Below are 18,386 nucleotides of genomic sequence, written 5' to 3' on the forward strand. Positions count from 1 at the left end.
CGCAGGCGCGACCGCCCCGGCAGCCGCAGCCGCAGGCGCCACCGCCCCCGCAGGCGCAGCCAAAGGCGCCCCCGCCGCCGGGCGGGACATGGGGGCCGCCCCCGGAATACGGTGGGGTGACTGCCCCGAGAAGCCCGTGCCGGACGGCATGCGGTGTGCCACGCTGGCCGTCCCCCTCGACCACGACCACCCCGCCAAGGGCACCACCCACGTGGCGCTCGCCGAGCTCCCGGCCACCGGCCACCGCCGCCTCGGGTCCCTCCTGCTGAACTACGGCGGCCCCGGCGCCCCCGGGATCGCCTCCCTCGCCGCCGACCCCGCCCTCTTCGCCAAGCTCAACGAACGCTACGACCTGGTCGCCTTCGACCCGCGCGGAGTCGGCCTCAGCGACCCCGTCTCCTGCGGCGGCGCGCAAGCCGAAACCGCCGACACCGCCGACACCACCGACGCCACCGACCCCGCCACCCAGCTGGCGGCCCTGCGCGCCGAGGTCCGCCGCTGCGAGCGGCACTCCGGCCGCGTCCTCCCGTACATCGGCACCGTCCACGTCGCCCACGACCTGGACGACATCCGCCGCGCCCTCGGCGAGAAGAAGCTGAACTACCTCGGCTTCTCCTACGGCACCCGCCTCGGCGCCGTGTACGCCGCCCTCTACCCGAAGAACACCGGCCGCATGGTGCTCGACGGGGTCGACACCCTCACCGAGCCCCTCACCGAGCAGGCCCTCGCCTCCGCGCGCGGCCAGCAGCGCGCCCTCGACAACTTCCTGACCTGGTGCGCCCACCAGGACCACTGCGTCTACGGCACCAACACCCGTACCGCCAAGGAGAAGGCCGCCGCCCTCGTCGCCCGCCTCGACGAACACCCCCTGACCGGTACCGGCGGCGCCCCCTTCACCGGCGACGACGCCGTCCTCGCCATCGGCGAGGCCCTCTACGCGAAGACCTCCTGGCCCGACCTGGCCGAGGCCCTCGCCCGGGCCGAGGAACACGACGACCCCACCGGCCTCGAACGGCTGACCGCACCCCCCGCCACGGCCCCCGCCGGCACCCCCTCCCAGGTGCCCGCCGACAACGCCACCGCCGCCCTCACCGCCGTGAACTGCGCCGACGACCCCGACCGGGGCGACGACAAGGCCGACCCGGTGACGATCGCCAGGGAGATCGGCGAGCTGAGCCCACGGTTCCGCGAGGTGTCCGAGATCTTCGGCCCGCGCCAGCTGATGACCCTGCTGTCCTGCTACGGACGCCCCGCCGGCACCGGCTTCATCCGCCGCATCGACCACCCCGGCGCCCCGCGCATGCTCCTCGTCGGCACCCGGGGCGACCCGGCCACCCCGTACGAGTGGACGGAGGAGACCGCCCGGCGCCTCGGATCGGCGGTCGTCGTCGACCACAAGGGCGACGGGCACACCGGCTACCCCTCCTCCGCCTGCGTACGCGGCTACGCGGACGGGTTCCTGATCGACGGCCGCCTCCCCGCCGGAACGCGCGCCTGCCCCGCCGGCGAGTGAACCGGCGGGGCAGGCACGGCGAGAGGGCTCAGCAGTCGGGGTGCGTGGTGCGGCCCGCGAAGCGGTCGGCCAGCCAGTTCGCGGCCGCCGGGGAGTGGGTGATCACCCCGCTGACGTGCTCGCCGAGCAGGATGGTGTCGAACTGCAGGTCGGCGCCGCGCGCACACCAGTCCGTCCGCAGCTGCCGCCCCACCGCGTACGGGATCAGCTCGTCGCCCAGCGCGTGGTACTGGAGCACCGGCGCCGCCGGGGCCGTCCGGCCGAGCCGGCTCTGGTCCAGCCGGGCCTGCCAGTCGGGCTGGGCGAGCGGGTCGCGGGTGGTGAGGTCGGAGATCCGCTTGAAGGAGCCGGCGATGGCGTCGATCGCCACGCAGTTCTCCTTCATCCCCTCGACCAGGGCCCGGCCCGCCGGGTTGAGGTAGGAGTCAAGCTTCAGTTCGGGGAAGGCCGCGTCCTGCCCGGCCGCCGCCATGAAGATCAGCCCGGAGCCGTAGGAGCCGTTGTTGAACGCCGCCACCTTCATCAGGTCCGCCGGGACCCCGCCCGTCGCCGTGCCCTTGACCTTCAGCTCCGGCGCGTACGACCCCTGCAGCTCGGCGGCCCAGCTGCTGGCCTGCCCGCCCTGGGAGTACCCCATGATCCCGACCGGGGTGTCCGCCCCCAGCCCCGCCTCCGGCAGCCGGATCGCGGCCCGGGCGGCGTCCAGGACGGCGTGCCCGGCCGACGGGCCGACGGTGTAGGTGTGCAGGCCCGGGGTGCCGAGGCCCTCGTAGTCGGTGACCACCACCGCCCAGCCGCGCAGGGTCAGCTGCTGGATGAGGTTGGCCTCGGCGGAGGTGCCGTTCGGGAGGTTGTTGCTCGGCGCGCAGGAGTCGCCCAGGCCGACCGTCCCGACGGCGTACGTGACGAGCGGGCGCGGCCCGGTGCGGCCGTCCTGCGGGACGATGACGGTGCCCGAGACCACGTTCGGGGCGCCGTCGGCGGTGGTCGAGCGGTAGTGGACCTTCCACGCCCGGGTGCCGGTCGGCTGGCCGGGCAGCGGGTGAAAGGCGGACGGGGCGCTGTCGACGATGTCGCCGGGCCGGGCGGCGGCGCCTTCCTCGGCCCCCTGTGCGGCGGCGGCCGGCACCCAGGCCGACAGGACCAGGGCGGCGACGGCGGCGGCCAGGGCGGAGCTTCGCAAACGCATGGGGGGATCTCCCGACGTCCGTGTGGGGGTAGGTGAGGCGACCGTAGTGACCGACCGGTCGGCATGTCGCTGACCGCGCAGCTCACCTTTGCTGACCGCCCCTCACACCACCCGCCCGGGTGCGGCCGTCGGCCCTACCCGCCGGAGGCGATCCGGTAGGCGCCCGGTGTCGTGCCCGTCCAGCGGCGGAAGGCGCGGTGGAAGGCCGTGTCCTCGGAGAAGCCCAGGCGGGCCGCGAGTTCCGCGATCGGCTCGCCGCCCTCCGCCAGGCCCGCGATCGCCGCGTCCCGCCTGACCTGGTCTTTCAGCCGCTGGAAGGAGGTGCCCTCCTGCTGGAGCCGGCGCCGCAGCGTCGCCGGGGAGACCGCCAGGCGGGCCGCGACCTCCCCGAGCCCCGGCAGCCCCGGCGCTCCGTGCAGCCCCCGGACCAGGGAGCGGCGCACCTGTTCGGCGACCGTGGTCCCGTACTCGGGGCGCGAGAGCAGGTCGAACGGGGCCCGGCGGAGCATCGCCTCCAGCGCGGGCTCGTCGCGCACCAGCGGGGCGGACAGCCAGTGCGCGTCGAACGCGGCGGCCGTCCGCTCGGCCCCGAACCGCACCGGGCAGTCGAACAGCGCCGCGTACTCCTCCCGGTGCGGCGGCGCCGGATAGGCGAACGAGGCCCCGGTCAGGGGGATGCGCCGGCCCACCATCCAGCTGCTGAGCCGGTGCCAGATCGCCAGCACGCACTCCGAGAGGAACCGCTCCCCGTCCCCGTGCCCGAGCTCCCGGCGCACCGTGAACCGGGCCTGGCCGCCCTCCACTTCGAGGGCCAGCTCGGGCCCGCCCGGAAAGAGCCCGTAGAAGGCGGCGGCCCGCTCCACGGCCGCGCCCAGGTCCCGGCAGCCGACGCAGGCGTAGCACATCATCGCGAAGGTCCCGGGCCTGCTGGACACCGCCGCCAGGCCCAGGAACTCGTCCCGCGTGGTCCGGTACAGCGCCCGGAACAGCCGCGCGAACTGCGCGGGCGTCACCCGTGCCCGGTCGTCGCCCAGCAGCAGCGGCGGGATCTGCGCCTCCTGCAGCAGCGGTACGAGGTCCACGCCGCCCTGCCGCGCGCCCGCGAGCACCGCGCGCACGTGGTGCACGCCGACCGTCCGCCTCCCCATGCTCCGACGGTAGCCCCCGTGAGCGCCGGGGTCAGCGGTAGTGACGCTTCCGGTCATGCCGCCGGGGCGCCCCGGGCGCCCACCATCGGAGGTCATCTGTACCCGTACCCGGGAGGGCGAGCGATGGACGGTGGTCGGCCGGAGACACTGGCGGTCTTCACCCAGTGGACCGAGGAGCGGTACGGGCCGCTGACGGCGCTCAGGTTCCGCGCGCCGGACGGCCGGGACGGCTGGGAGACCCGGACGTACGCCGGACTCGCCGCGTCCGTACGGGAGGTGGGCTGCGGGCTGCTGGGGCTGGGGGTCGGGCCCGGGGAGCGGGTGGCGGTGCTCGCGGAGACCCGGCCGGAGTGGACGTACACGCACTTCGGCGTGCTGGCGGCCGGCGCCGTGCTGGTGCCGGTGTACCCGACGGCGGGGGAGGAGGAGCTGGCCTGGGTGCTGGCCGACTCCGGGGCGGTGGCGGCCGTCTGCGAGGACGCCGCGCAGGCGGCCCGGGTGGAGGCGCTGCGGCCGGAGCTGCCGGCGCTGCGGGCGGTCGTGACGATGGACGAGCAGCCGCGTACGCGGGTCCCGGAGTCCGAACTCGCCGCGCGGGCCGCCTCCGTGACCCCCGGAGCCGACGCCGCGATCGTCTACACCTCGGGCACGACCGGCCCGCCGAAGGGCTGCCGGCTGACCCACGGCAACCTCGGCGCCGTCCAGGACGCCACCCTCCCGCTGGTCGAGGGCGGGCCGGGGGACTCCACGTACCTGTACCTGCCGCTGGCCCATCTGCTGGCCCAGCTCATCCAGTTCACCACCCTGCTGGAGGGCGGTGAGCTCTGCTACTTCGGGGGCCGGGTCGAGGACGTGCTGTCCGAGCTGGCGCAGGCCCGGCCCACGCACCTGCCCTCCGTCCCCCGGCTGTTCGAGAAGGTCCACTCGGTGGTGCTGGCGCTGGCGGAGGGGGCCGAGGGAGGCCGGGAGCGGTTCGAGGAGGCGGTACGGCTCGGGGTGCTGGCTGCGGAGGGCCGCCTCCCGGCCGGGTCCCGCCCGGCGTACGAGGAGGCGGAACGTTCCCTCTACGCCCCGGTGCGGGAGGCCTTCGGGGGCCGGCTGCGGTGGGCCCTGACCGGCGGGGCCCCCATCGCCCCGGCCACCCTGGACTTCCTGCGGGCCTGCGGGATCCGGGTGTTCGAGGGCTACGGGATGACCGAGTCGGGCGGGGCGATCAGCCTCAACCACCCCGGCGCGGCCCGCCCCGGCACGGTCGGCCGGCCCCTGGCGGGCTGCGAGGTGCGCATCGCCGGGGACGGGGAGGTGCTGGCCCGGGGCCCGATGGTCTTCCCCGGCTACCACGCGAACCCCGCCGCGACGGCGGAGGCCCTGGACGCGGACGGCTGGCTGCACACCGGCGACCTGGGCGCCCTCGACGCCGACGGCTTCCTCTCCATCACCGGCCGCAAGAAGGAGCTGATCATCACCTCGGCCGGCAAGAACATCACCCCGACCGAGGTGGAGTTCGCCGTCCAGCAGGCCTCCCCGCTCGTCGCCCGGGCGGTGCTGATCGGCGACCGCCGCCCGCACCCGGTGGCCCTGCTCGCCCTGGACACGGCGGAACTCGCCGCCTGGGCGGCCCGCGAATCCCTGGACCTCGGCCCCGCCCCGACCACCCACCCGGCCCTGCGCGCCCACCTCGACCACGCCGTAACCGCCGCCAACGCCACCGTCTCCCGCCCGGCCCGCATCCGCGCCTTCCACGTCCTGACGGAGGAACTCTCGGTCGAGGCGGGCACCTTGACCCCCACCCTCAAACTCCGCCGCCCGGCGGTGGAGGCCCGCTACGCGGCCGAAATCGAGGCCCTCTACGCCTAGTTCATCCGTTCGAACCGAGGCCCGGAAACCTACGACACGGCGACCCGCCGGACGGTCGCCCCGCACGTCAAAAGACCAAAGAACCGGGGGAAAAAACCAAACCAACCCCACCAGCCTCCCCGCCCGGACCGCAGTCGCTCGGACGGGTGAACCATCCCAACACGGCTGGATCCGGAAGTGGTTGCCGGGCATATGCTCACGCCACAACCCCAGACATGAGACGGCCCCCGGCGGGACAGCGAATCCCAGCCGAGGGCCTGATCCAAGAGGAAGCAAACCCTTCCCGATGGCCTTCCAGCAGCCTAACGCGGGCACGCCCGCGCCGCCCCGCCTTCCGGCTCGAACCGCCCGATCCGGTGGCCTTTCCGGAGTCACGCACGCGAAAGTCGCCCTGACGCGTGACTTCACGGTCGTTGCCAACCGGCTCGCCCAGCACCCGCACCTGTCGCTGCTGGCGATCGGGGTGGCCGTCCACATCCAGTCGCTCCCCGAGGGCGCCCCGGTCACCATCCGCGCCCTCGCCGACCGCTTCCCCGAGAGCGGGTTCCGCATCGGCCGCGCGCTGAACGAACTGGAACAGGCGGGCTACCTGAGCCGAACCCGCCTCCGCCTCCCGGCCGGCCAGGTCGTCACCCGCACCCTCGCCTACAACGTCCCCGCATCCGCCACCCCGACGCACCCCCCGGACCCACCACGAGCGACCCCGCCCCCGGAGCCCACCCCGAACCCAGCACCAGACCCGGCCCCCGTCCCGCTCCTCGGGGTCCCCGTCTACGCCGTCTTCGACCCCCGCACCGGCACGGGGGCCGTCATGTCGGACATCCACCAGACCCCTGACGGCCCCCGCTACGCGACCCGGCGGGACTTCCTCTACGGGGAGGACGTGACGATCGCCCAGTGGACGATCTCCACGGACGGCCTGCCCCGCTACGAGGAGCAGTAGCCGCCCCCGCCCCCTACCCCAGTGCCGCCCCCAGCCGGTCCAGGCCCACGCCGATCTCCACCGGGGTGTGCGTCGTGAAGGACAGGCGCAGGGTGCGGGGGTCGGGGGTGCCGGTGAAGAAGGGGGCGCCGGGGACGTACGCGACGTCGTGGGCCACGGCCGACTTCAGCAGGGCCGTCGCGTCGTGGCCCTCCGGGAGGCGGGCCCAGACGAACATGCCGCCCTGGGGGCGGTTCCACTCCGAGCCCGGGGGCAGGGCCGCGCCGAGTGCCGCCAGGAGGGCGTCGCGCCGGGTGCGGTAGGCCTCGCGGACCCGGGTGACGTGGGCGTCGAGGTCGTTCGCGGCCAGGTAGTGGGCGGCGGCCAGCTGGTCCACCGTCGAGGTGTGCAGGTCGGCCGCCTGCTTGGCGACCACCGCCGCCCGACGCAGGTCGGCCGGTGCGCGCAGCCAGCCCAGGCGCAGGCCCGGGGCCATGACCTTGGAGAAGCTGCCGATCAGGGCGGTGCGGTCCTCGGCGCCCGGGTGGGCCGCGAGCCACGGCTCGTGCGCGCCCTCGTAGCGCAGGTCCCCGTACGGGTCGTCCTCCACCAGCCACAGCCCGAGCCGGGCCGCGACGCGCGCCACCTCCGCGCGGCGCTCCCCGGGCAGGGTGCGGCCGGTGGGGTTCTGGAAGGTGGGGACGGTGTAGAGCAGCTTGGGGCGCTCGCGGGCGGTGATCTCGGCGAGGGCGTCGGGGAGCAGGCCCTGCTCGTCGCAGGGGACGGGTATGACGCGGGCCCCGGCCATCCCGAAGCACTGCAGGGCCGCCAGGTAGGTGGGGTTCTCCACGAGGACGGTGTCGCCGGGCTCCACGAGGGTGGCGGCGATCAGGGTCAGCGCCTGCTGGGAGCCGGTGGTGATCAGGAGGTCGTCCGGCGTGGTCGGCAGGCCGCGCGCCCCCGCCCGGGCGGCGACGGCCGCGCGCAGCTCCGGGGCGCCCTCGGTGGTGGAGTACTGCAGGGCGCGGGCGGCGGAGGAGACCCCGGCGAGGGCGCTGTCGTAGGCGGCGCGCAGCCCGGCGGTGTCGAAGAGTTCGGGGGCGGGCAGTCCGCCGGCGAAGGAGATCACCCCCGGCCGTTCGGTGAGCGCGAGGATCTCCCGGACGGGGGAACCGCCCACGGCGCGGGCGCGGGAGGCGAAGGCGGGCAGGGGAGCGGGACCGGCGGGGGGCATGGGGGCTCCTTCGGGTGGCGGGTGATCGTGAGCCTAGCCAGGAAGGATGCAGGCTGCACCTACCATTTCGATGGGTGAACAGCGTTCGCACCCTCGCGAACTGACGGTGCATCAGCTACACCGGTGTCATGACGAGCAGACAAGAGCAGGAGCGGGGGCCGCAGGACACCCGGGCCGGGGACTACGCGGAACTCGCGGCCGTCGGCCCGTACGGGGTCCGCCCCGGCCACGCGCTGATCACCATGGTCGAACCGCACCCGGGCCACGAGTACGCGTACAACCGCTGGTACGAGGACGACCACTACTACGCGGGCGCGATGGCCATGCCCTGGATGTACGCGGGCCGCCGCTGGGTGGCCACCCGCGACCTCCAGGAGCTGCGCTACCCGGAGAAGTCGGCGGTGGCCCAGCCGGTGACGGCCGGCTGCTACCTGTCGACGTACTGGGTGACCGAGGGCCGCTACGACGAGCACATGAAGTGGACCGTCGGCATCAACAAGCGCCTGAACCGCGACGCCCGCGTCTACCAGGACCGCACGCACGTCTTCACGGCCTTCCAGGACCACGAGGCCACCGTCTACCGCGACGGGGCCGCGGGCCCCCGCGACTTCCACGCCCTGGACCACCCGTACGCCGGGCTGGTCCTCCAGGTCGTCGACGCCGAGGGCCCCGAGCGGCGCGCCGAGCTGCTGGAGTGGCTGCGCTCCCGGGCCCTGCCGCGCCGGCTGGACGGTTCACCGGCGGCGATGGTCACCGTCTTCCGGCCGACGCCGCTGCCGGGCGACCGGATGACCTACGTCAAGCAGGTCGAGGGGGTCGACACCCGCCTGACCCTGCTGTGGTTCCTGGAGGCCGATCCGCGCGGCTGCTGGGAGCGCTTCCAGGGGCTGGACGCCGAGGTCGCGGAGTCGGGGCTGGGGCGGGTGGAGCTGGTGGCGCCGTTCGTGCCGACGGTGCCGGGGACCGACCGGTACGTGGACCGGCTGCGCTGACCCCGGCCCCCGGGCGGAGAGGGGGCCGGCCGCGCGTCCGTGCGCGGACATGGCCGAGCCCCCTCGGCCAGGACGGCGTGCCGGTCGAGAGGGCTCCAGTCAGGGGTGCGTGCCGAGGTGCTCAGACGAGCCGGTCCTCGACGACGCCGGTCACGAAGGAGGTCCAGGAGCCGGGGGCGAAGGTGATCGACGGGCCGTCCTGCACCTTGGAGTCACGGACCGCGATCGCCTCGGTGACGGGGGACTTGACCTCGACGCAGGCGCCGTTCCCGCCGGAGTAGGAGGACTTGGTCCAGTTCTCGGTGCCGCCCTGACGAATGCCCATGGTTCTTCTCCGGTTCAGAGAGTGGTTCCGGGAGTTCCCGGCTGAGTGCCGGCGCCATTCCCCGGGCCGACGCGATCGACGCTACCGGCACCTCCCGATGGGCGAAGGAGGCATTCACTCGACCGGGTGGCATATTCCGGTCAGGTCTTTTGTGGCCGGGGACCGACGGTGTACCGTGCCGGACCCCCTGCCACCTCCCTACTTGTCCAGGGCCGCGTAGTGGTCGATGACCTCGGAGATGAACTGCCGGGTCTGTTCCACATTGAGGGCCTGGGCCCTCAGGTGCTCGTACATCACGCTGTATTTCTGAACGTCGTTCGCCTTCTCCAGGTACAAATCGCTCGTGACGCCCTCGATGTAGACCACCGTCGAGTCCGAGGCGTCCGGGAATTCCAGAATCGCGTACTGGCCGTTCACCCCGGGATGGGCGCCCATCGTGAACGGCATCACCTGCACGGTGATGTACGGCTGGTGCGACTGCTCTATCAGGAACTGCAGCTGCCGGATCATCAACCGGGGATCGCCCACGTGCCGGCGCAGCACCGCCTCGTCGATCACCGCCCACAGCCGCAGCGGCCCGACCTCCGCGTTGTTGTTGTCCGTCTCGGACAGCCGCTTCTGGCGGTGCATCCGGACCTGGACGCGCTTCTCCACGTCGGCGGGCGCCGTCTCCGGCAGCGCGCCGCGGATCAGCGCCTGGGCGTACTCGGGGGTCTGGAGCAGGCCCGGGACCATCTGGGGCTCGTACGTGCGCAGGCTGGCCGCGTCGGTCTCCAGTCCGATGTAGACGCTGTACGGGATGTCGCCGAAGGCGTGCCACCAGCCCTGCTGGCGGGAGTCCTTGGCCATCTGCATGAGCGAGTCCACCAGCCGCGGGTCCTCGACCTCGTACACCTCGCACAGGTCGCGGACGTCGCGCTGGCTGATGGAACGGCGGCCGTTCTCCAGCCGGCTGATCTTCGACTGGGAGACGAGGAGGCGCTCGGCGACCTGCTCGGCCGTCATGCCCTTGTCCTCGCGGAGCTTGCGCAACTCCATGCCCAGTCGGCGGCGTCGGACGGTGGGATTGACATTGGACGCCACGGGATCGGCACCTCCGCCTTCTTCGGTAGCTGTAGGTGTAGCTGTAGCTGTCTCTCTGCGTGTCTGATGTTCAGCAGACTGCCACCGAAGGGTGCGGTGCCGCTGGGGAACGGCGTGGAAAAACAGACCGGGGGGGGGGGGGGGGCCGGTGGGCCGGCCCCGCCGCCCCGCGTGCCGGGGCTCCCGCACCGCGTCTCTGGGGGGACGGACGGTCGCGGAGGTGGATCGTTTTCCCGCTGGTGGACCTAGGGGTGTCGCGGGCCGTGCGGTGGTGCGTGCACGGTGTTTCAGTGCGCGGCCGCGCGGGCCATCGCGCCCGTCCGGCGCGGCTGGAGCGGCACGCCGCCCGCCGTGGCCCGGGCGGCCGGCTGCGGTGCCGCGGCGCGCTCGCGGCGCGGCTGTGCGGCCACGCCGTTCTGGACGTCCATGACGGCGTGCGCCACGAGACCGCCCATCGGGTCGTGCCTGATCAGGTCCCGCAGCCGGGACCTGGACGACCGCCCCTCGTTGCCGGGGTACAGGTGCTTGCCGAGTCCGACCGCGTGGGCCAGTGCGGCGAGCGCCGCGGTCCGCGGGTCCGGCGGTACGCCGGTGCGGATCGCACTGTCGAGCCGGGCACGGATCTCCCGGCTGATGGCCGTGTCCGTCGCCTGGTAGCGAGTCGTCGGCAGTACCCCGCACATCTGTCCCGCGACGGCATGCACCATGCCGCAGCGCTCCAGGTGCGCGAGGTAGATCTGACGGAGCCCCAGCCGGGGTCCGCCGATCCAGTGGACCGCCCGTACCGGGCTGCCGCGCCTGCGCAGCAGTTCCAGTGCGGAGTCCAGAGTCGGATCTCCTGTCGGCCGTGGCATCACCACGGCGATACGATCCCCGTCAGGGGCTATCCGTCCTGCCAGAGCCAGCTCCACTAGCTGTGCCCCGGCCAGGCCGAGGTCGAGCGACTGCGGCTGCGCCGTGGTACCCGTGGCCGGGTCCAAAGCGAGCAGCAGAAGCTCCTCCGGAATTGTTCTGCGGCTCCTGCCCATCCATGCCTCCCCGCGTGGATGAGTGACAGGGTGACGCCTCTCACATTCATCTGTCGAGAGCGCCTGCTCGCTTTGTGGGGGAACCAGTAGCTATGTCGTTCTCGTCTAGCGGGTGGGCGAGGCCCCCTAGACGGGACACTGTTAGACGGTTCGGACAGTGGCCGGACGGCGATCGAGGAGGAACGGTGGCGGGCGAGTCCCCCGACAAGTCGGTTAGTGAAGGAGCGTCGGGGGCGGCGAAGTCCTCAGGGGCCGGGGATCAGGACCCGAGGGTCTCGGTGTTCCAGCCCCGCGTTCCCGTGAAGGACGCCGTGGCGGCCCGTGCGGTTGCGGACGGTGCGGCGGGCCGGGGTTCCGGCGCGGACGGGGACGAGGCCGAGGACGAGGCCGAGCGGTCGCCCGGACGGGTGGGCGCCGGCTCGGCGGCGGCGCGGTCCGAGACGGCCGGCCGGGATTCCGCTTCCGGGCGCGCCGAGGAGGCCGCCGAGGCCTCTGGTTCCGACTCCGGTTCCGACTCCGGTTCCGGCTCCGAGGGTGACGGCGGGAAGCCGTCCGGTGCGGGCGCGGCCGGCTCCGAGCGCACCGCCGTCTTCCGCGCCGTCAGGCCCGGTTCCGCCCCGGCCGACTCCGCGCGGGAGGCCGACGCCGGGTCAGGTTCCGGTTCCGGTTCTGCTTCGGCCGGTGCCGGGAAGTCCGGCGGGGGCACGCGTACCACCGCCTTCGGCGTTGTGACCTCGGACCCCGCACCGCAGGACGACCAGCCCGAGCCGGCCCCCGGCCGGGACTCCGCTTCCGGCCGCGCCGACCGGGCCCCGGTGGCGGACCGGCCGGAGTCCGCCGAGCCGGGTTCCGCTGCGGCCGACTCCGCGAAGGGCGCCGACGCGGACCGGTCGGCGTCCGCCGAGCCGGGTTCCGCTTCCGGTGCCCGGCGGACCACCGACCCCGCCGAGCCCTCCGAGCGCACGGCGGTCTTCCGTACGGTCAAGCCGGGTTCGGCCCCGGCGGAGTCCGCGAAGGGGTCCGACGAGCGCACGGCGGTCTTCCGTGCCGTCAAGCCCGGTTCCGCCCCGGCGGAGTCCGCCGCACGGGACCCGCGTGCCACCGGGGAGCCGGCCTTCCGCGCCGTGGAGCCGGGTTCGGACGAGGCGGCCGAGCCGTCGGAGCGTACGGCCGTCTTCCGCACCGTCAAGCCGGGCACCCGCCCGGCGGACCCCACCCGCAATCCCGCCCCGGCCGAGCCCGGCAAGCCCGCCAGGCAGGACCCCCGCGCCGCCGGGCCCGACGAGCGCACGGCCGTCTCCGCCAAGGCCAAGCCCGCCCCCACCCCGCCGGAAGCCGACTCCGGCAACCCGGCCGACTCCGCGTCCGGCGCGTCCGCCGACTCCGGCAGGCCGGTCGGCTCTGCCACCGGCAAGCCCGCCGACTCCGGCAAGCCCGCCGGGCAGGACCGGGGCGCCGCCGACTCCTCCGGGTCCGACGCGCGCACGGCCGTCTTCGGCAGGGTCAAGCCTGCCTCCGCCCCGGCGGAAGCCGACTCGGACAAGCCGGCCGACTCCACCGACTCCGGCAAGCCGGTCGGCTCTGCCACCGGCAAGCCCGCCGACTCCGGCAAGCCCGCCGGGCAGGACCCCCGCGCCGCCGCGTCCTCCGGGTCGGACGAACGGACGGCCGTCTTCGGCAAGGTCAAGCCCGCCCCCACCCCGGCGGAAGCCGACTCCGGCAAGCCCGCCGGGCAGGACCCCCGCGCCGCCGGGTCGGACGAGCGGACGGCCGTCTTTGGCAGGGTCAAGCCCGCCTCCACCCCGGCGGAAGCCGACTCCGGCAAGTCCGCCGAGGACTCCGAGCGCACCGCCGTCTTCCGTGCCGTCAAGCCGGGCACCGCCCCCGCGGCCCCCGGCAAGGACGCGCCCGCGCCGAAGGGCGCCCCGGCCCCCGAGGCGCGGGTCAGCCGGTTCGTGCCGCTGGGCGACCAGGCGCCGCCGCCCGCCGCCCCGAAGCCCGACCCGGCCGCCGCCCCCACCGTGCGGCGGCTGGACCCCAGCGAGCGCACCACCCAGCAGCCGCTGCCGCCCCGCCCGCCGCTCGACATGCTGGCGGACCTCACCAACAACCCGCCCCCGCCGCCCAGCCCGATGCGGACGGTGGTGCGGAGGGTCAAGATCTACGCGCCGATCGTGCTGCTGCTGGCCGTCATCCTGGCCGTCGTGCAGCTGGTGCGCCCGCTGCCCGCGCCCAAGCTCGTGCTGACGGCGAACTCCCAGTACAGCTTCCCCGGCGGGGCGCCCGCCCTGCCCTGGCCCACCGAGGGCCAGGCCTCCATGGCCGCCGCAGGCCTCGGCACGATCGGCTCGTCCGGCGAGCAGAAGCCCGTGCCGATCGCCAGTGTCACCAAGTCGATGACGGCGTACATCATCATGCGCGACCACCCCTTCAAGAAGGGGGAGAAGGGCGCGATGATCGACGTCGACAAGACCGCCGAGACCGAGGGCCAGAAGGACAAGTCGGACAACGAGTCCACCCTCAACACGGTCAAGGAGGGCGACAAGATCTCCGAGTACGACGCGATCGCCGCCCTCATGATCCCGTCGGCCAACAACATCGCGCGGCTGCTGGCCCGCTGGGACTCCGGCTCCCAGGAGGCGTTCGTCAAGAAGATGAACGACACCGCCAAGCAGCTCGGCATGACGAACACGACCTACACCGACCCCTCGGGCCTGGACGCGACCACCGTCAGCACCGCCGAGGACCAGGTCAAGCTGGGTCTGAAGATCGTCGAGATCGACGCCCTGACGGACATCACCCGCAAGCCCTCCTGGACCGACCAGACCGGCAAGCCCTGGCGGAACTGGAACAGCCTGGTGCCGTACAACGAGTCCCTCGGCATCAAGACCGGTACGACGACCAAGGCCGGCGGCAACCTCCTCTTCGCCGCCTACAAGAAGGTCGGCGACACCAACCAGCTGATCGTCGGCGCGGTCCTCGGCCAGCACAAGCCGCCGATCATCGACACGGTCGTCGCGGTGAGCAAGAACCTCCTCGTCGCCACCCAGAAGTCCCTGGAGGGCGCTCCGGTCGTGAAGAAGGGCGACGTCGTCGGGTACGTGGACGACGGCGTGGGCGGCCGGACCAAGGTCGTCGCCACCGCCGACGTGCAGGCGGTCGGCTGGTCCTCGCTGACCGTCGACATCAAGCTCGGCGACGGCGGTACCAAGATCCCCGGGTCGGCGAAGGCCGGTACGGCGGTCGGCGTGCTGACCGTCGGCGAGGGGGCCAGTCAGGTGAAGGTGCCGGTGGCGCTCCAGTCGGAGCTGGCCGCGCCGGGCATCGGCAGCAAGCTGACCCGTATCGGCTGATACGGGTCGGCGGAGCGGCGCGGCGCCCCGGGCACAACCCCGGGGCGCCGTGGCGCGTCAAGGGAGCCGGGACGGGACGGGTGTGCCGTGCCGGGAAGAGAGCGTCGGTCGTGACCACAGCAGAACAGCACAAGCCCGGACGCCGGGTACCCGAACAGAGACGGCATCCGGCCGCCGGGGAGGCGGCGGGCGGCGCCCTGGGCTGGGCGCACCGCCATCCGGCGGTGGTGGCCGCCGCCGTGGCGGCCGTCCTGCACGTCGTCTGGTTCTTCTGCTTCGCCAACAGCGGCGGGGACCTGGCCGCGCAGGACGCGTGGGCGGAGTTCGTCGGCCGGCACCCGGACACGGCGTACAACCTCGCCTGGTACGGGGGGATGCACCCGGTCTCGTACAGCGTGGTGTCGCCGTACGTCATGCACGTGCTCGGCGTCCGGACCACGATGATGATCGCGGGGACCGCGTCGGCGGCCCTGCTCGCCCTGGTCCTGACCCGCTGCCGGGGCGCCGTCCGGCGCCCCCTGTGGCCGGCGCTGGCCGGGGTCTACGGGCTGTTCTGCAACGCCCTCTCCGGCCGCGTCACCTTCGGGCTCGGCACCCTCTTCGCGCTGGGGGCCGTCGCCGCCGTCTTCTGCTGGCCCCGCAAGTGGGCCCGGCGGCGCTGGGCCAAGGCCGTCGTCGCCGCGCTGCTGGCCGGGCTGGCGACCGCCGCGAGCCCGGTGGCGGGGCTGTTCCTCGGGGTGGTCGCGGCCGCGCTGTTCCTGAGCGGGCGGCGGCCGGGCGCGTACGCGCTGGGGCTGGCCCCGGTGGCGGTGGTCGGGCTGTCGGCCTGGCTGTTCCCGTTCTCCGGGACGCAGCCGATGAAGATCGGCTCGGCCTGGCTGCCGTTCGTCTTCGGCCTCGCCATAGCCTTCCTCGTGCCGAAGGCGTGGAAGACGGTCCGGATCTCCGGCGCCGTGTACGCCCTCGGGGTGTTCCTGACCTGGGTGATCGACTCCCAGATCGGCTCGAACGCCACCCGCATGGTCATGCTCTTCGGCGGGGCGGTCCTCCTCGCGGCCGTCGCGCACACGCTCCCGCGCACCCGGCTCCGGTACGCCGTGCTGCTGGCGTTCGTCGGCATCAACGTCTGGATCACCACCAACAGCATCACCGACATCATCCGCACCACCCCGGTGGCCGCCTGGAACCGCGAGCTGGCCCCGCTGATCGACCAGCTGCAGAAGGCCGGCGCCGACCGGGGCCGGGTGGAGGTGGTCCCGGCCAGCAGCCACCGCGAGTCCTCGGCCTTCCCGGCGTACGTGAACCTCGCGCGGGGCTGGAACCGGCAGGCCGACCTGGAGCGCAACCCGCTGTTCTACGACGACACCCTCACCGCCGAGAACTACCGGGGCTGGCTGGAGCGCTGGGCGGTGCACTACGTGGTGCTGCCCGCCGACAAGCCCGACTCGGGCGGTAAGGACGAGGCCGAGCTGCTGCGCGGCGGGCTGCCGTACCTGCGGCAGATCTGGGGCGACGAGAACTGGCGGCTGTTCCAGGTGGAGGCCCCCACGAGCCTGGTGACCGGTCCGGCGAAGGTGGTCCGGGCGGGCGCGGACCAGCTGGTCCTCGACGTCTCGGCGCCCGGCCGGGTGCTGGTGCGGATCCCGCACTCGCCGTGGCTGGGCCTGGTGGACGGCGCGGGCAAGGCCGTGGCGCCCCCGCAGGAGACCCCGGAGTCCAAGGCGCGGGGCGTGGCGGGGTCGAAGGCGCCGAAGGAGTACGCGAACACCGCCGGGTGCCTGTTCAAGGCGGCCCGGGACGGCGAGGGGGACGTGTGGACGGAGCTCCTGGTCCCGGCGCCGGGGGAGTACCGGATCGCGGCGAAGTACCAGCTCCCGCGGGGGACGCCCTGCCCGGAGGAACTCCTGAGCACCGTCAGCGGTACATCGGGCAGGCCGTGAGGGGCGGATCCTTTACCCGGATTCCGCCCCACCCGGGTGCATAGGTCCGCATATCTGCATACGATCCCAGTAGTTCGATCGGATGCTTCCCGAAGGAGTTGACGACGGGATGAGCAAAGAGCAGAAGCAGGACGTGCAGGCCGCGGTCGCGAAGGCGGTGGAGCGGCTCGGACTGCAGGCGCGTCGCGCACAGGGCCACGGCCCCGGCCACGGCTTCGACGGCCCCCTCCACACCAAGGTGAAGGGCGGCGCGCACACCAAGGCGGCCCTCAAACGGTCCGGCACCCCCCAGGGCGACCGCATCGGCGAACGCAGCAGGGGCCTCAGCTGACGGTGCCCCCTCCGAGCAGCCCTCCCACCCCCGGGAGGGCTCTTTACACACACCGCACCCGCCTCTTTACACACCCGCCCGCCACTCTCCGGCCGACCGTTACGCAGCCGACGCACGCCCCGGACGTGCCCCTCGTAGCGTCACCCGCATGCCCCCCACCACCCCCACCACTCCCGCCGCGGCCCCGGTCCCCCGCACCCTGGCCGCCGCCGCGCTGACCCTCACGGCCGCCGCCCTCGCCCTCACGGCCTGCGGCACCGCCTCCGCGACGAAGCTGCCGCCGGCCCCGCGGGTCGCCGCCACCGCCGCACCCCCGGCCCCGGACACGGCCCCCGCCCTGGGGCGCTCCCGCCCCACCGGCATGAGGATCGACGCGGCCGGGGTGGACGCCGAGCGGATGCTCGACCTCAAGACCGACCCCGCCACCGGCGAGCTGAACGTCCCCGATCCCGACACGGAGGCCGCCACCCCGGGCTGGTGGACCGACGGCGCGTCCCCGGGCGAGAAGGGCGCCGCCGTCCTCGTCGCCCACTTCGACACGAAGCACGGCCCGGCCCTGATGGAGCACGTCGCGAAGATCGGACTGGGCGACCTGATCGAGGTCCCCCGCGAGGACGGCCGCACGGCGAAGTTCAAGATCCGCGAGATCGAGGACGTCGCCAAGAAGGACTTCCCGACCGCCAAGGTCTACACGGACACCCCCCGCCCGGAGCTCCGCCTCCTGACCTGCGGAGGAGAAATCGAGAACGGCCACCGCACCAACAACGTGATCTTCTATGCGGACCTGGTCGCCTGACACCGAAAAATCCCCCGCATTAAAACTCATTGACCGGTCCACATTGGAGCGCGTTCACCGTTGAATGGTGCGCGAAATACGGCTTTTGATTTGCGATCAGATCCGGATGGTGCTGGTCTGGAATAACCGGCGGGCAAACGGAAACGGCGCTACCACAAAGGCGCACGTGCGTGACGCCCCGTGCGGCCGCCCGCCACCGGAGGTGCGCGATGACACACGTCTCATCCGCCGGCGGTCCTCTGCGCCGGCTCATCACCCTGCTCGTGGCAGCCGTCCTGGCACTGCCCTTCTCGGTCGCCCTCACCCTCGCCTCGGCGCACCACGCATCGGCCTCGTGCGCGGCGAACGACTTCGTGGGAAAGTGGCGTTCATCCGACAGTCGACTGAAACGCATCGATGTGCGGCCCGGAGAGGACTGTCAGCTCACCGCGACCGCCTGGTCGACCTGCCAGGACGACGCGTCGAAGATCTGCAGCTGGGGCACGAAGACACTGGAAGGCGGCGGAGGACCGAATTTCCGGTTCTTCCAGTACCGGTGGAACAACGCGAGCGAAGTAATACAGCTCCACCTTCAGGACAGCACCCACCTGAGGGCGTGGGACAGCACCGATTACAACTCCGGCTCGAGAGACAGCTTCTGGGTCCCGATGACCAAGAGCAGCTGATCGTGCCTAC

15 protein-coding genes are annotated in these 18,386 nt (G+C 73.4%); 9 read left to right on the forward strand and 6 right to left on the reverse strand.

The window, feature by feature from the left end:
* On the forward strand, window positions 1-1,513 hold a 1,513-nt coding region (locus ACFVXK_RS20775), incomplete at its 5' end, for an alpha/beta hydrolase (RefSeq protein WP_389613717.1).
* Between the two features lie 28 nt (window positions 1,514-1,541).
* Here ACFVXK_RS20775 and ACFVXK_RS20780 read toward each other — a convergent pair.
* Both ACFVXK_RS20780 and ACFVXK_RS20785 read right to left on the reverse strand, forming a co-directional pair.
* Window positions 1,542-2,702: a lipase family protein gene (locus tag ACFVXK_RS20780; RefSeq protein WP_389613719.1), complete on the reverse strand. Its 1,161-nt coding sequence runs from the start codon at window positions 2,700-2,702 to the stop codon at window positions 1,542-1,544.
* A gap of 134 nt (window positions 2,703-2,836) precedes the next feature.
* A complete protein-coding gene (locus ACFVXK_RS20785; RefSeq protein WP_389613721.1) occupies window positions 2,837-3,850 on the reverse strand; it encodes an AraC family transcriptional regulator in 1,014 nt (337 codons plus the stop codon).
* Between the two features lie 123 nt (window positions 3,851-3,973).
* Between ACFVXK_RS20785 and ACFVXK_RS20790 the strand changes: the two genes are divergently transcribed.
* Entirely contained in the window at window positions 3,974-5,707 is a 1,734-nt protein-coding gene (locus ACFVXK_RS20790) for an AMP-dependent synthetase/ligase (RefSeq protein ID WP_389613723.1), read from the forward strand.
* Between the two features lie 463 nt (window positions 5,708-6,170).
* A complete protein-coding gene (locus tag ACFVXK_RS20795) occupies window positions 6,171-6,650 on the forward strand; it encodes a hypothetical protein (RefSeq protein ID WP_389613725.1) in 480 nt (159 codons plus the stop codon).
* Window positions 6,651-6,663: 13 nt separating this feature from the next.
* Here the strand turns inward: ACFVXK_RS20795 and ACFVXK_RS20800 are convergent, their stop codons facing one another.
* Window positions 6,664-7,863 (reverse strand): PLP-dependent aminotransferase family protein, encoded by a 1,200-nt coding sequence (locus ACFVXK_RS20800; RefSeq protein WP_389613727.1) that lies wholly within the window; start codon window positions 7,861-7,863, stop codon window positions 6,664-6,666.
* A 128-nt stretch (window positions 7,864-7,991) separates the two neighbouring features.
* Between ACFVXK_RS20800 and ACFVXK_RS20805 the strand changes: the two genes are divergently transcribed.
* Entirely contained in the window at window positions 7,992-8,855 is an 864-nt protein-coding gene (locus tag ACFVXK_RS20805) for a hypothetical protein (protein WP_389613729.1), read from the forward strand.
* Window positions 8,856-8,976: 121 nt separating this feature from the next.
* Here ACFVXK_RS20805 and ACFVXK_RS20810 read toward each other — a convergent pair whose 3' ends face one another.
* The 3 genes from ACFVXK_RS20810 to ACFVXK_RS20820 form a co-directional block, all read right to left on the reverse strand.
* Window positions 8,977-9,180: a DUF397 domain-containing protein gene (locus tag ACFVXK_RS20810; RefSeq protein WP_079427802.1), complete on the reverse strand. Its 204-nt coding sequence runs from the start codon at window positions 9,178-9,180 to the stop codon at window positions 8,977-8,979.
* 198 nt (window positions 9,181-9,378) lie between these two features.
* Window positions 9,379-10,263, reverse strand: coding sequence for a helix-turn-helix domain-containing protein (locus tag ACFVXK_RS20815; RefSeq protein WP_389613731.1), 885 nt, complete (start codon window positions 10,261-10,263; stop codon window positions 9,379-9,381).
* A gap of 287 nt (window positions 10,264-10,550) precedes the next feature.
* Window positions 10,551-11,291 carry a GPP34 family phosphoprotein gene (locus ACFVXK_RS20820; RefSeq protein WP_389613733.1) on the reverse strand — a complete coding sequence of 247 codons (741 nt, stop codon included), beginning with the start codon at window positions 11,289-11,291 and terminating at the stop codon, window positions 10,551-10,553.
* A 278-nt stretch (window positions 11,292-11,569) separates the two neighbouring features.
* Between ACFVXK_RS20820 and ACFVXK_RS20825 the strand changes: the two genes are divergently transcribed.
* From ACFVXK_RS20825 to ACFVXK_RS20845, 5 genes are all read left to right on the forward strand, one after another.
* The gene (locus tag ACFVXK_RS20825; protein WP_389613735.1) at window positions 11,570-14,644 is read left to right on the forward strand and encodes a hypothetical protein; all 3,075 of its coding nucleotides are present in this window, start codon (window positions 11,570-11,572) and stop codon (window positions 14,642-14,644) included.
* 110 nt (window positions 14,645-14,754) lie between these two features.
* Window positions 14,755-16,584, forward strand: coding sequence for an MFS transporter (locus tag ACFVXK_RS20830; protein WP_389613737.1), 1,830 nt, complete (start codon window positions 14,755-14,757; stop codon window positions 16,582-16,584).
* 109 nt (window positions 16,585-16,693) lie between these two features.
* Window positions 16,694-16,915 carry a hypothetical protein gene (locus tag ACFVXK_RS20835; protein ID WP_389613739.1) on the forward strand — a complete coding sequence of 74 codons (222 nt, stop codon included), beginning with the start codon at window positions 16,694-16,696 and terminating at the stop codon, window positions 16,913-16,915.
* A 148-nt stretch (window positions 16,916-17,063) separates the two neighbouring features.
* Window positions 17,064-17,711: a sortase domain-bontaining protein gene (locus tag ACFVXK_RS20840; RefSeq protein ID WP_389613742.1), complete on the forward strand. Its 648-nt coding sequence runs from the start codon at window positions 17,064-17,066 to the stop codon at window positions 17,709-17,711.
* Between the two features lie 209 nt (window positions 17,712-17,920).
* Window positions 17,921-18,376: a hypothetical protein gene (locus tag ACFVXK_RS20845; RefSeq protein ID WP_389613744.1), complete on the forward strand. Its 456-nt coding sequence runs from the start codon at window positions 17,921-17,923 to the stop codon at window positions 18,374-18,376.
* Window positions 18,377-18,386: the final 10 nt, after the last annotated feature.

Source organism: Streptomyces sp. NPDC058157 (genome assembly GCF_042884105.1).
In the GTDB taxonomy this organism is placed as follows: domain Bacteria; phylum Actinomycetota; class Actinomycetes; order Streptomycetales; family Streptomycetaceae; genus Streptomyces.